Raw genomic sequence first — 14,205 nt, 5'->3', positions numbered from 1 at the left:
ATTTTTAGATTAATTAATGAAACTGTCATTACTATAAGCGCAAAAAATAGGCTGAGAATCGTTAGCGAAAACGTTCCATTATGGAACGTGGTTGCCTGAGTGAGGTTTCATATTGGAACGTGCGGAGTACCGCGTAGGGGCAGGAAGAGAAGTGGCGCACAGAATTATAAATGCTCACATTCAAATAACGTGCGCTTATCAAAGGGGGATGACGGGTTCAAGCTTGCGGGGCTGGATTTTAGGTATAAAAAGACGTCAGTCGCTGATGATAGTCATAAAAGATGATTACGATGTTGTTGGGTGGAAGTGCCCATCTCATTAGCCGCCCCGAAGGGCAGCTTTAGGTGGTTCTAACGCGATGCTAGCGGTTATTCGCTGACCGGCTCATCATGCGTCTTTTCTTTAGGTTCCGGATTCATGCTGCTGTAAATCACTGGCAGCACCAGTAATGTCAGCACGGTTGCAAAGCCCAGACCGAACATAATCACCACCGCCATACTTTGGAAGAAAGCATCGCTTAGCAGCGGTGCCAGCCCCAGTACGGTGGTAAATGCGGTCAGCATGATAGGTCGCAGACGGGCGGTAGAAGCATCGATAATGGCCTCGCGTAGCGGTTTTTCCTGCCGCTGTAAGCCAATCTCTTCCACCAACACAATGCCGTTACGTATCAACATGCCGCTTAGACTGAGCAGCCCCAGCAAGGCCATAAAGCCAAACGGGATACCGGTGAGCAAGAAGCCAAAGGTCACGCCGATTAATGCCAACGGGACAGTCAACCAGATCGCCAGCGCGTTACGCACTGAACTGAACATCAATACTGTCACCACAAACATAATCAGGAATGCGATAGGTAGACTGATGAAAATGCCCCGTTGCGCTTCCTTGGTACTTTCGTAGTCACCGCCCCATTCCAGTTCATAGCCGCGTGGCAGTTGAATCGCGTCAACGCCCGGTTTGATGCGCTGCAACAACTCGGAAGAGGTTTCGCCGCCCTGTTGAGTCGGGTCAGTCTGAACCGTCAGTGTGCGTTTACGATCCAGGCGCATAATCAGCGGATCTTCCCACTCGGTTTCAAAACTGGTGACCACGTTGTCGATCGGGATAAAGGCTTGTCGCGCTTGACTCCACACCATCACGTCGTTGAGCCGTTCAGCATTGAGCCGCTCTGAGTCTGGTGTGCGCAGGACAATCGGCATCAAGCGGGTACCATCACGGTATAGCCCGACCGGTAGGCCGCCAAAACTCATGCGTAATGTGCCATCAACCTCGCGTTTATCCACGCCCAGTTCACGGCCGAGATAATCGGAGAATTGTGGCCGGATCATTTTGCTACGATCCTGCCAGTCATGCCTTGCTCCATCGGACATCGGATCAGCAATGATCGCTTTCTCCGCTTGAGCAGCCAAAGTCCGCAGCACATCTGGGTCCGGCCCAATAAAGCGGGCTTCGATAGAGCTGTTGTTTGACGGCCCGAACATGATGCGCTTGATCTGCGCGTCAACCTGCGGGTATTCGTCATGCATGTAGGACTCGATTTCACTCACCAAGCCCGGTATTTGGTCCAGCTGTTCGGCACGAACCATCACCTGCGCATAGTTCGGGTAGTGGCGTTGGGCATTGTAGGTCAGCATAAAGCGCATCGCACCCTGACCAATGGTCGCCATGGTGTCCTCGACGCCTTTCTGCTGTTTGATATATTGCTCAACTTTGGCCGCAACATCTTCGGTATAGCCGATATCTGTGCCGTACGGTAGCCAGATATCCACGAAGAAGATTGGGGTGTTCGATGGCGGGAAGAAGCTTTGGCGAACATGACCAAAACCCACCACCGAGGCCACCAGCAGTGCCGCCAGCAACACTAAAGTGATACTGCGGTGTTGCAGTAACTTATTCAGGATGATGCGGTAGTAGCGGAATAACCAGCCATCATAAGGTTGCTTGGCCGGTTTGTCGGCTTCCTCTTTCGCCGGTTTTTGGCCCTGAAATGCCCATTTGGAGAAGACTGGCGTCAGTGTCAGCGCGGTAATCCAGCTCAACATCAGCGAGATCAGCAGCACCTGGAATAGCGATTTACAATATTCACCGGTCGCATCATTGGACAGGCCAATAGGTGCAAAGGCCAGAATCGCGATGACTGTCGCCCCGAGCAGCGGCATCATTGAGCGCTTCACCACATTGCCGATGGCCGTCGAGAGGCTTTCACCTCGCTGGCGACCCACCACCACGCCTTCCACTACCACAATGGCGTTATCCACCAACATACTGAGCGCGATAATCAACGCCCCTAGCGACACTCGCTGTAGCTCGATATTGAACAGCCACATAATCAGCAAGGTGCCGAGTACGTTAAGCGCCAGTGAGATGGCAATCACTACGCCGCTGCGTACCCCCATGAAGATCAGCAGAGTGACAACAACAATCAACAGCGCCAACAGGAAGTTAAGGATAAAGCCGTTAACCGCCCCTTCCACTTCATGAGATTGGTCGTAGAACACGTTGATGTGCATACCTGACGGGCGCTCACCTTCGAGCTGTGCCAGTCGGGCTTTGATGGCATTACCCACATTCACTACGTTGACGTTCGGGGCAAAGGAGATCCCCAAGGCCAGCGCGGGCTTACCGTTAGCACGATAGATATTGGTCGGCGAATGACCGAAGCCCTGCGTTACCGTCGCGATATCACGCAGATAGACGCTTTTTGGGCTGCCCGGCTGGCTGACTAATAGATTTCCCAGCTCTTGTACGCTTTGGAATTCACCGGTCGGATGCAAACGAATCGACTCACTGCCGACCTGTAGCTGACCGGCATCGGACACCACGTTTTGGCGGGCCAGTAAGTCGGATAATTGTTGTGGCGTGATACCAGCAGCGGTCATCTGAGCACGAGAGATCTCCACCTGCACTTCTTCCGGCAGAATCCCCACGATGCCCACTTTACCGACCCCCGGCACCAGTACCAGTTCACGGCGCAGTTGTTCGGCAAAATTGCGCAGATCCTGATTACTGTAGCCATCGCCAGTTAGCGAGAAGAAGAAGCCGTAGACATCGCCAAAGTCGTCGTTGACCATCGGCGCACTGGCACCCGGAGGTAAACGCACACTGTTATCATTGATTTTGCGCCGCAATTCATCCCAGATTTGCGGTAACTCATTCGCACCGTATTGTGCGCGGATATTGATGGTGATTTGCGATAAGCCAGCACTGGAGATCGAGGTCACGTCATCAACATAGGATAGCTCCTGAATGGCATTCTCCAGTGGCAGCGTGACCTCCTCCTCAACTTGTTGCGCCGAGGCACCATCATAGCGGGTGACAACCACCGCCGTTTTGATGGTAAAAGCCGGATCTTCCAGCCTACCTATATTGAGATAGGCAATAACACCACCAATACCCAGCAACAGAATCGTTAGCCAGATACGGGTGTTATTACTGATAAAATTATCAAGAACTTTCATCAGAGACCTCGCTCACGAACCCAAGCCCGGACGACTTGATTTGGGCGAAGTTCACCGGTGCCTGCGGCGACGATCTGTTCGCCATCAGCCAGGCCGGAAGTCACTTGAATACCGTTCGCTGTCAATTGGCCTACCTGCACTTTGCGTTCTTCCACGTGCATCTGACCATCATCATTTTTGATGACCCAGACGCGCGCATCATTTAGCTGGGCGCTGTCAGGGTTAAATACGGCTTCTACCGGCACCACAATGGTCGGATGGTCAGTGCCAGCCAAAGTACCGGAGTTGATTCTGACCCGACCACTGATACCCGAAAGCAGCGGCATATCAGCCGGGCGCTTCATGGTCAGTGTGACCTGGAAGGTCTGCGAGGCGGAGCTGGTCGAAGTGGTATGTTCTTTATATTCAGCAATAAATTCGCGCCCTGGCATATGATTGAGCAATACCGTTGGCTTGTAGTTGCGATTGCTGATGTCCAGCGTGGTAAACAGGCGCTCTGGCACACTAAACACCACATCCAGTGTGTCCAGTGCACTTAATGTTGCCACCGCCTGACCTGGGGCCATCACCTGATGGTTACGGGCCGTGACATTGGCGATAATGCCATCAAAGGGTGCGGTGATGGTCGCATCGCTGAGTTCTTTTTGTGCAATTTCCAGACCTGCACGGGCAGATTCCATCTCAGCGCGACGAACATCTAATTCGGCACGAGAGACAGCACGTTGGCCTTGCAAGGTATTGAAACGGTTGAATTGATCACGCGCCAGATTAAAGGTTGATTGGCGATCGCGAACACGTAAGTTGAGATCAGTGTCGTTCAGTCTGGCGATAACTTGGCCTTTCTTCACCTGCTCACCTTCACGCACCAGCAGTTGTTGCAGCTGCCCACTGCGTTTAAAGGAGAGTTGGGTTTCATCGCCAGCTTGTAGCCGTGCGGGGAAATATCGAGTCCCATTTTGTCCGCTGTCTTCGACGATAAATATCTTTACCGGACGTACACTTTCTACGACTTCAGGGGGAGTTCTGTCGCAGGCCGCGAGTAGAAACGTTACTAGCAGAGTGACTATTGTTTTTATCTTCACTATAAGATCTCATTGAGTCAGATTTTAAAAATTATTGCAGATTAGTTATTCACACTTTTTTTATCTGTTTTCTGGGCTACTTTGTCTGTGACAGACGGCGCACCAGCGTTTTATACCCTAAATAATTCGCGTTGCAGGAAGGCGATAATTGCGCAAATCCCCAGAAGCCGACTCAAGTCAGTGACTGGGGTGAACGAAAGCAGCCAACGCACATGCAGCTTAAAGTATGACGGATATATCAGTGTGATTAATAATCCCCCTGTAAATATTCCTAAAAGTAGATCAGCACAATTTGCACCGAAATGGGTAGTGTTATTTACGTGAAAAGTAAAGATAAGTTAACCGAACCGCTGTTTTGGAGGGTAAACAGTGTTGTCAGTGTCACTATCAGCAAAAAACAGACGCCATAAACCTATTTCAATCGAAAATCCTTTTCATCTCAGTGCATCACATTTCAACAGTAAAATGCCGATAGCAAGATAGCGCTGCGCAGCTACTCACCATCGGCTATTTTTTTAAGCGCAATCCAACTCGATGACCAAAACCCTATTGACGTTGCAACTGACGACTCTGCAACGTCAAGGGCGAAGGATATTAGTAATCAACGGCATCGCGGATAATCGGACAAGTCATGCAGTGACCGCCCCCGCGCCCACGGCCCAATTCGCTGCCCACAATCTCAATCACTTCCACCCCTTCTTTACGTAGCTGGGTATTGGTTTTTGTGTTGCGGTCATAAGCCAGCACCACACCCGGTGAGAGTGCGACCATGTTATTGCCGCTGTCCCACTGCTGACGTTCGGTGTCGTAATCGTTACCTTCGGTCTCAACCACACGCAGTTTTTTCAGGTTCAATGCACCGGCCACCGCTTCAACAAAGGTGCCTTTATCGCGGCTTAACTTGATGCCGGTCGGGCCGTTGTCTGGGCGCAGTGAGAAGGTTTGAATCTGATTAACAATCGCCGGATACAACGTCACCACATCGCGGTCGCAGAAAGTGAACACCGTATCCAAGTGCATGGCGGCACGCAGTTTAGGCATGGCAGCAATCATGACTCGCTCCACCTGCCCTTCGCTATTTTTAAACAGGGATTGTGCCAACTGAGTGATCGCCTGATGCGAGGTGCGCTCACTCATGCCGATTAACACTGTTTTATTGCCGATTGGCATCACATCGCCGCCTTCCAATGTGGCGGAGCCATGATGCTGTGTCGGGTCACCCCACCACACTTTCACATTGGCGTCGCCAAAATCTGGGTGGAATTTATAGATAGCGGAGGTCAGGATGGTCTCTTCGTGACGCGCCGGCCAATACAGAGGGTTCAGTGTTACACCGCCGTAGATCCAGCAGGTGGTGTCACGGGTGTAGAGGGTATTGGGCAGTGGTGGCAGCAGGTATTCAGTAATGCCCACCGCTTCGCGAATCAGCTTCAGCTCTTCTTTGTCGCATTTACCGTCATTATGCAGCTCAGTGGTAGATAAGCCGCCAATCAGCACTTCAGCTAATACGCGCGGTTCCAGACTCTCCAGATAGCTACGAGTTTCATGCAGAATGCCCAGTGACACTTCATTAGGGACAATTTGCTGATCCAGAATCCACTTTTTCGCCGCCGGAATTGCCACGGTTTCGGCCAGTAGATTGTGCATCTCAACCACATCGACACCACGTTCGCGCATTTTGGTCATAAAATCGAAGTGGTCGCGCTTGGCTCTCTCTACCCACAGCACATCATCAAATAATAATTCATCACAATTACTGGGGGTCAGGCGGTTATGGGCGCGGCCAGGAGCGCACACCATCACTTTATGCAGTTGCCCGACTTCAGAGTGAACGCCAAACTTGGTCTTGGCGTGAGCTTTCTTAGCTTTATCTGACATAAGAACTCCAATTAATTATATGGTGATAATACCGGTGGCGATGCTATATATCGCGGCAACCGCAGCAACAATCAGAACAATAAACAGTATTCTTTCGTAGCTATTAAAGGCTTTTTGATGCTGTTCACGTTTGGCAATCAGATACAAAATGGTGCCTGGGCCGTAAATAATGGCCGACAGCAGCAAATACTTCATGCCACCTGCGTAAATCATGAGAGCAGAGTAGAAAGTTGCAATGAGGGCAAAAATTAAGTCTTTTCTGTGACCCCGTTTGTTGGTTTCGTAGGTCTCGCCCGTCCATGCCAGTTTTAACCCGTAAGCCCCGACCAATAAATAAGGAATCAGGGTTAATGAGCTGGTTAATTCCAACGCCAATTGGAAAGCATAATCGGTAAACAGTGTCAGAATTAAGAACACTTGAATAAAGATATTGGTCAGCCAAACAGCTGCGGAAGGTACCGCATTGCTGTTTTCAGTCCCGAAAACTTTTGGCATACTTTTACTCTTAGCCGCAGAGAACAGCACTTCTGCTGCCAACAGTGACCAAGATAAATAAGCTCCCAATACTGAGATAATCAGGCCAATACTGATGAAGATTGCCCCCCAGCGGCCCACTATGGCTTCCAGTACACCGGCCATTGATGGCTGACGTAGTGCCGCCAGATCAGGGCGCAGCAGTACACCGTAAGACAACATGGTAATCAGCACCAACAGACACAGCACACCAATGAAACCGAGAACGGTGGCGATACCTACGTGGCTACGCTCTTTGGCATAACGTGAATAGACGCTTGCCCCTTCGATGCCCAAGAAGACAAAGACGGTGACTAACATGGTGCTACGCACTTGGGAGAAGAGAGATTCAGGCTCAACCGCCGGAGCCATGACTGCGGCAGCATGACCCACATAGCCATAATCATTCAGGTGGGACAAATCCACACTTTTAACGACATCAGGTGTGCCCCAGAAGTTCAGTGCGAACACATCACCTTTAAAGGCAAAAATCAGCACGATAACAAAAATGAAGATAGGAATTATTTTTGCGAAGGTGGCAATGGTATTAATGGCAGCCGCTTCTTTAACGCCCCGCAATATCAGGATATGGAATCCCCATAAAATAACGGAGGCGACTAATACGGCAGGAATGGTATTACCATCACCGAATATCGGGAAGAATGCCCCTAGCGTTGATTTGATCAGAACGAAGTAAGAGACGTTACCAATACAAGTCCCTGCCCAAAAACCTAATGCGGAGGCAAAACCCAGATAATCGCCGAAGCCCTCTTTGGCGTAAATGAATACACCGGAATCAAGATTAGGTTTACGCTGCGCCAATGTTTGAAAAACAAAAGCCAGCATTAACATACCACCGCCGGCAATACACCAGGCAATAAGAGCACCAAACCCACCCGTAGCTCGTCCAAATGTCGCTGGTAATGAAAATATACCCGCCCCGATCATTGACCCGACCACTAATGAGGTTAGGGCCGGTAAAGATAATTTATTCGCAGATGAATTGGCCATGATGATCTCAGTGACGTTGGATAAATTAAGTTAAATGTAAATTCTGTTTATCCCACAAACAGATTCGCCCGGACCCACTTATCAATATAAATACATAGTTATCATAGCTTCCTTTAAAATTATTGCATAACGTCGAGAAAGTAGACCAAAGATTAAAATATGTAAATTATTGAAAAAAAGTATCACATACATCAGAATATCTTAATAGTGACCCAAATCATCATTTTGTCCATCTAAAAAACCACCAACCAGATTAATTCACTGCATTAAAGCTATTTTATTAGCATAGATATCTATTTTTATTAAAAGTGTCATTTAAGATAAATCTTGGATGCCAATTCAGCCAATAATATAGAGGCGATAAGAATGCGGGCCAACTTGCCAGCCATACATTAATGGTCTAGGCTTAATAATTAGACCTTAATAATTACAGAGTTAATATTCATATTTTTCAATTAGTTAATAACTGGATATCTCTGTAAAAAAATAGGCCATATCTTATTAAAACTCTCTATTGGCTCACATTTATCGCCTTCATTTAGCCACCTTCTTGCTCGCCATAATTAGGTAATGACTACACATATCTATCGCATTTTTCTTTTTATAAAATGGGATGGAATGCCATTTTTACAGTGATATTAGAAATGTCTGATATTGCATGTTGAAATATCAGATAAATTTGTAGGAAGTTAATACTAAAAATAATGTATGAATTATCTTGGTCGTCTTAACACTAATGACATTTCGAAGAATACAACGAAAAACGGCTCCCATTTAGGAGCCGTTGTTTAGCCTGTCATGTTTGTGAGAATTTTGCGCTATTCGGTCAGCCGCTTATCCGATACTTGCTGAGTACCTGCGACTGAATAACCCGCTAGAATCGCCACGAATATCATAAACAGATGACCTTCAGACGAATCCAACAGGAATGAGTTAAAGAAGTTACACGCCATATAGCTGGTCAATACCGCCAGCAGCACATTACGCAGCAGCGGTGTTTGTTGCCAAATCACGCGGTAACAACAGACAATCCACGCCAGGAAGATCAGCAAACCAATCACACCTGAATGAACCATTTCGATAATATATTCATTATGTGGGTTATTAACGGAATAACCGGTCTCTGGGTTTCCGTAATAAAATCCGCCCGCACCGTGGCCTAAAATTGGGGCATCCTTAATCAACCGAGCAGCCTCAATCGCAAACGCAGAGCGCTGCCCCATTGAGGAACTACAAGCCTCATAGGCATCACTTGATGGAGCGGCAACACACACTTTTATTTCATTGACGCCCAGCACGATACGGTCAGTCGCTTTATTGGGAATAAAGACCAAAGCCGTGAAAGCCACGATACCGAGCACCACTAAGGTTAACCGCTGACGATTGCCCAGTGAGAAGAATAGCCACACACCTAAACCGACCACTAGCGCCACATAACCGGTTCTACCCAGTACCAAGAACAAAATACTGTAGCTGGCGGCGACGACCAGTAGACCGTAACCCCAGCGTTTCCAGCCCTGGTTCTGGAACGCCAGAGCTAACCAGAACAGTGCCGCCAGTGCCATAAAGAAGTTTTGGGTAATTTGCAGTTTAAAGATAGTTGGATTGGTCGGATCGACGCCGCTTAACGGAATATGTAAAACCCCTACCGTCAGAGATCCAGCCAATATCACCGCATTGGCGACCAGAAAGCCGGTACAAAACAGTTTGATTAATCGTGGCTGATGCACAAAGAACAGCGCCAGTGGCAGCACATAAAGGAGTTTCTTATATTTCCCGACCATCTCAGGGCCATAGCTATTGTGCTGATACAGCAACGATAGCGCCAGCAGTGCAAACATCGCAGCAGGCAGATAGACCAATGGGCTAGTTAAGAACGATTTAATATCAAGCGTTTTTCTTTTAATAATCAAACAAATAACAATCAACACCAATGAAATATTCATCAGCTGATTATTTGTTGATATACCAATACCCAACAGTAATGCAGCGACACTACACAGCGTTTCACTGCGACGATTAACCGGATTTGCCGGTGATAAAGTGGTCATAATTTTCTCAGCTCAGGCTGGTTGGGGGAAAACAAAGTGGATTATGCATTAATTTCCTTTGGCACTCGCCAGGAATCCACAGCATCTATTACCTCGTTAACCGGAATGGCGTTCAGATAACGGTCGGTGGTGTCGGTATCTATCTCATTAGGGTGTGGCAGAGTTCGGTAGTGTCCGGCCCATAACAAGGTGTGCGGAGCCTGCCACGGATGCCATTGGTTAAGGTTGCTAGGGCCAAACAGCACCACGGCGGGAGTTTGTAAAGCCGCGGCCATATGCATTGCGACTGAATCGACACCAATGAATAGCTTCGCGTTATCAATCAATACCGCCAGTTCTGGCAGCGCCAAGAGGCCCGATAGATTGATGACGTTGTCTGGTTGCGCACATCCTGCAATGATTTCGGCGATATAGTCCAGTTCAGCTTGGTCTTTGCCGCCAGTCAGTAATACCGTTTCACCTTGTTCAGTGAGATGGTTAATCAATTGACTGAATGATTCACTGGCCCAAGTTTTGAATTTCCAGCGGGCTGAAGGCTGAATCAAGATGTAATCGTTGATATTGCGCTGTTGGCACAGCTGTTTTACCCGCTCAATATCCTGTGGGCCATATGACATGGTGACATCAGTGATGATGTCGGTCAGTTGCAGTGGCGCGAGGATGTCGAGATTATTGAGCACCGTATGCCGTTCGGCGGCATGAGGGATATCAACGAGGGTGGAGTGGCAGTAGCGCCATAGCCAGGTGTCCCGCTTGGGATAGTGAAAGCCAATACTGAAGCCCGGTTTTAGTAAGCGGCAATAAGCGGCGGCTCGCCATTGATCGGATAAGTTGAGAATCAAATCATAATGGTGCGCTTTCAAAGCGGAAAACAGGGCTTTTTCGCCACTGATTTGTGCTGTTAAGCCCGCATGTTTGAGGCCACGATCGACAATAAACGCATGATTGACGGTGCTGTTCTCCCGCAGCATCTCCTGCGTTCCGCCATACAGCAGCACATCAATTTTTGCCTGTGGGTAGTTGGCTTTTAACGTACTCAAGAGTGGGGTCGTTAAGAGAACATCGCCAAAATGGCGTAACTTTATGACCAAAATGCGCTGAATATTGCTTTTCTCCCGCAACATCTCCGGTAAATGGGTTCCGGAGTGAACAGGAGCGGAAAGTTGCCCGTTAGGCGATTCTGTCTTATTTGATGTATTCATCATAGGATGCGCCATCATCGGCAACGAAAGGGGGCAATAATGCTATATCAGCCGTTTACTGCATGGCAATCGTTTATTTAATTCCCGGTGCTTTCCATAAGGACGTCGTCAACCCACTATCCACCAGCGTCAGCTGATCGGTATACACCGCTTGCCAATTGATTTTGGCCGCCTGATAGAGCGCTTGATGCTCGGTGTTTGGCGTGAACTCCCGCTCCCAGCGGACTAACCGTTCACCGGTGGTATCCAGCGCGTCATAAAGCCCGACACCGACCCCTGCTGCGATGGCACAGCCCAAGGCGGTAGCTTCTTTCACCACCGGCACGCGAACGGGAATACCGGTCACATCGGCCAAAATTTGGCTCCACAGTTTGCCTTTTGAACCGCCGCCCGCAAAGACCACCGAGGAGACTTTGACCCCAGAGAACTCCGCGATTTGTGCCAAATTGCAGGCCGAGACTATCGCGGCATTCTCTTCCAATGCGCGGAATAAGGTGGCTTTATTGCATTTTTCAGGGTCGAGGGAGAGGTTAATAAAAGAGGGTGCCGCGTGATACCAAGACTTAAAGCGCATGACATCAGAGAAAATCGGCATCACCCCGTAAGCACCAGCCGGTACCCGTGCTGCCATATCTTCCAGCAAACTGTAAGTATCAATACCCAGCCGCTGTGCCAGTAATTTCTCTTCTGCGCAAAATGCATCGCGGAACCAGCGCATGGTCAGGCCAGTAAAGAAGCTGATGGATTCCGCTTGCACCATGCCGGGAATGACATGTGGGTTAATCCGCGTATTCATATTGGGATCGATAATCGGCTGTGGCAAGTTAACCACCTGCTGCCAGAAGGTGCCGCCTAATACTGCCGTTTGTCCCGGTTTCACCACCCCCAGCCCTAAGCAGCCGAGCTGCACGTCACCGCCGCCCATCACCACCGGCGTGCCCACCAACAAACCACACTCTTCGGCGGCTTGCGCCGTGACATGGCCAAGCAAGGTACCCGTCTCTTTGACTGGCGATAAGATATCGGCACGTAACCCCGCCATCTCCAGCAAGTTGGGTTGCCAATTGCGGGTGACTAAATCCAACATGCCAGTGGTGCCGGCATTGGAGGGGTCGACCGCCAGTTCGCCACTGAGCATATTGGCCAGCCAGTCGCTGATCATGGTCAGAGTCCCCGCCTGACGATAGATATCGGGGCGATAGTGCGCCAACCACAATAGCCTCGGCATGGCGCTCAGAGCCAGCGTCTGGCCGGAACACTGATACACCTCGAATTCAAAACCGTTATCATGCAGCTCTTTCAGCTCGCTGACTTCGCGACTGGCGCGGGCATCCACATTGGCACAGGCCCAGATAGGTTTGCCGCTGCGATCGTAGAGCACAATGCCCTCGCGCATCGAACAAGCCGCCACGGCGCGGATAGCACTGGCGGGTAATCCGGCTTGATGCAGCGCCTGACGGATACACTGACAAGTCAGCTTCCAATTAGTGGTTAAATCAAACTCCATCGACCCTGGGACATCGGGCACAGGCAGATGCAGCCACTCAGCCTGTCCGGCGGCGATCTGATTACCGTTAAGGTCAAAGATCACAGCCCGAACACTGCCAGTGCCAGCATCCAGTGCCATCAGGTAGTCAGTCGATGAGCATTGATTCATTATTTGATCCTCAGCTTCGATGAGTTTTTATATAAATTCGTGAATAAATCCGTCCTCTACTGCCATCTGTCCGTTACTGCCATTTGTCCGTTACTGCCATAAAGAAAATCGGGTGAGAATAGCTGAAACCCTTGGCATGGTTGTCACCGCCAGATTAGGTGCGCACAGCTCAATCTCAGGCTGGCAAGCCATAGCCAATCAAATCAATTTAATCATCGTCCGGGCGGTCAGCTCATCGGTCACGAGGGCATTGACATACTTCCCTTTCAACGCGGCCACTATCGCTTCCGATTTCTCAACGCCACCCGCGACACCAATGACCGTCGGGATGTGGGTCAGGTCCGCCAGTGAAATACCAATTAACTCCTGATGAATCTGCATATCCGGCACCAACGCGCCATCCGCCTGCATAAAGTAGCCGAGGATATCGCCGACCGCGCCTTTGCGGCTGAACATCAGCTGTTCACCTTCACCGATATAGCCCGAGCGTAAAATGGTGGCTTCTTTTTGCTGATTAACCGAACCAATACCGACGACAGCGACATCAGCGGCGCGTGCTGCCAGCATCACATCGCGGACACTGTTCTCTTGGCGGAAAGTGTCGGCGACCTTGGCGCTGGAAGCGCGCAATGGCGCTGGAATGATGCTGACCTGACACGCCGCATCCAACTGACCAATGCCGGTCATATAAGAGCCGACGCCGCCAGAGAGTGTCACCAGCCGAACCTGTTGTGAGGCAATAAAGCCACTCAAATGCTGTAGTGCGCACATAGTGGTTTCACCAAAACCCACCGCCAAGAGTTGCTGCGGTTGTATCAGCGCCATCAATAAATGTGCAGCGCCAATCCCCAGCCGGCTACTGATGCTGAGATCAGCCAGCGAAGGCAGGATGCGGATATGCTTGAGGCCAAAATGCTGTTGCAGCTGGTTTTCCAGTTCCAGACACCCTTCATAGCGCGAATTAATCTGTACCCGAATGACCCCTGACTGACGGCCTTTCTCCAGCAATCTGGAGACCTTCAAGCGGGTCAGCCCCAGCAGTTCGCCAATATCCCCTTGTGTTAAGCCATCGTGATAATAAAACCACGCAATGCGAGCGAGCAGTTCCTCTTCACTCATGCTATTACCCGGATATTTGTATTCATCATTGGACGACATGGATTTTTCTTTTACTGCGACTAGCGATTTTTCTTTCATCATTGCTCTTTGGGTCTCTCGACTCAGAAACGACGTCATAAATGTTATTTATTCATTGATAACTACGCTAACAGCTTAGCCAATACATTTGAACATATTTTAATTTAAATTTTTTTATTCACAGAAATGTGATCTTGATTACGCCATAAATGGGAATAT

General features: G+C 49.4%; 8 protein-coding genes and 1 pseudogene. All 9 read right to left on the bottom strand.

What is annotated here, in order from left to right:
- Positions 1–368: 368 nt before the first annotated feature.
- Positions 369–3,455 (bottom strand): efflux RND transporter permease subunit, encoded by a 3,087-nt coding sequence (locus ACZ76_RS11885; protein ID WP_048619115.1) that lies wholly within the window; start codon positions 3,453–3,455, stop codon positions 369–371.
- Positions 3,455–4,537, bottom strand: coding sequence for an efflux RND transporter periplasmic adaptor subunit (locus ACZ76_RS11880; protein ID WP_048619114.1), 1,083 nt, complete (start codon positions 4,535–4,537; stop codon positions 3,455–3,457). The genes ACZ76_RS11885 and ACZ76_RS11880 overlap by 1 nt, the downstream gene beginning before the upstream one ends.
- Before the next feature lie 236 nt (positions 4,538–4,773).
- Positions 4,774–4,922: pseudogene (locus tag ACZ76_RS18455) on the bottom strand (LapA family protein); the annotation flags it as partial.
- A 209-nt stretch (positions 4,923–5,131) separates the two neighbouring features.
- Positions 5,132–6,415 carry an arginine deiminase gene (gene arcA, locus ACZ76_RS11875; protein ID WP_048619113.1) on the bottom strand — a complete coding sequence of 428 codons (1,284 nt, stop codon included), beginning with the start codon at positions 6,413–6,415 and terminating at the stop codon, positions 5,132–5,134.
- A 15-nt stretch (positions 6,416–6,430) separates the two neighbouring features.
- Positions 6,431–7,939: an amino acid permease gene (locus tag ACZ76_RS11870; protein WP_048619112.1), complete on the bottom strand. Its 1,509-nt coding sequence runs from the start codon at positions 7,937–7,939 to the stop codon at positions 6,431–6,433.
- 818 nt (positions 7,940–8,757) lie between these two features.
- Positions 8,758–9,990: an O-antigen ligase family protein gene (locus tag ACZ76_RS11865; protein WP_048619111.1), complete on the bottom strand. Its 1,233-nt coding sequence runs from the start codon at positions 9,988–9,990 to the stop codon at positions 8,758–8,760.
- Between the two features lie 41 nt (positions 9,991–10,031).
- Positions 10,032–11,195, bottom strand: coding sequence for a putative lipopolysaccharide heptosyltransferase III (gene rfaQ / locus ACZ76_RS11860; RefSeq protein WP_048619110.1), 1,164 nt, complete (start codon positions 11,193–11,195; stop codon positions 10,032–10,034).
- 70 nt (positions 11,196–11,265) lie between these two features.
- Positions 11,266–12,849: an autoinducer-2 kinase gene (lsrK, locus tag ACZ76_RS11855; RefSeq protein ID WP_048619109.1), complete on the bottom strand. Its 1,584-nt coding sequence runs from the start codon at positions 12,847–12,849 to the stop codon at positions 11,266–11,268.
- Between the two features lie 198 nt (positions 12,850–13,047).
- Positions 13,048–14,049: a transcriptional regulator LsrR gene (gene lsrR, locus ACZ76_RS11850; protein ID WP_172684433.1), complete on the bottom strand. Its 1,002-nt coding sequence runs from the start codon at positions 14,047–14,049 to the stop codon at positions 13,048–13,050.
- Positions 14,050–14,205 lie beyond the last annotated feature (156 nt).

Origin of the sequence: Yersinia aleksiciae (genome assembly GCF_001047675.1) — a bacterium.
GTDB lineage: Bacteria > Pseudomonadota > Gammaproteobacteria > Enterobacterales > Enterobacteriaceae > Yersinia > Yersinia aleksiciae.
This window is presented reverse-complemented; position numbering and strand designations above follow the sequence as displayed.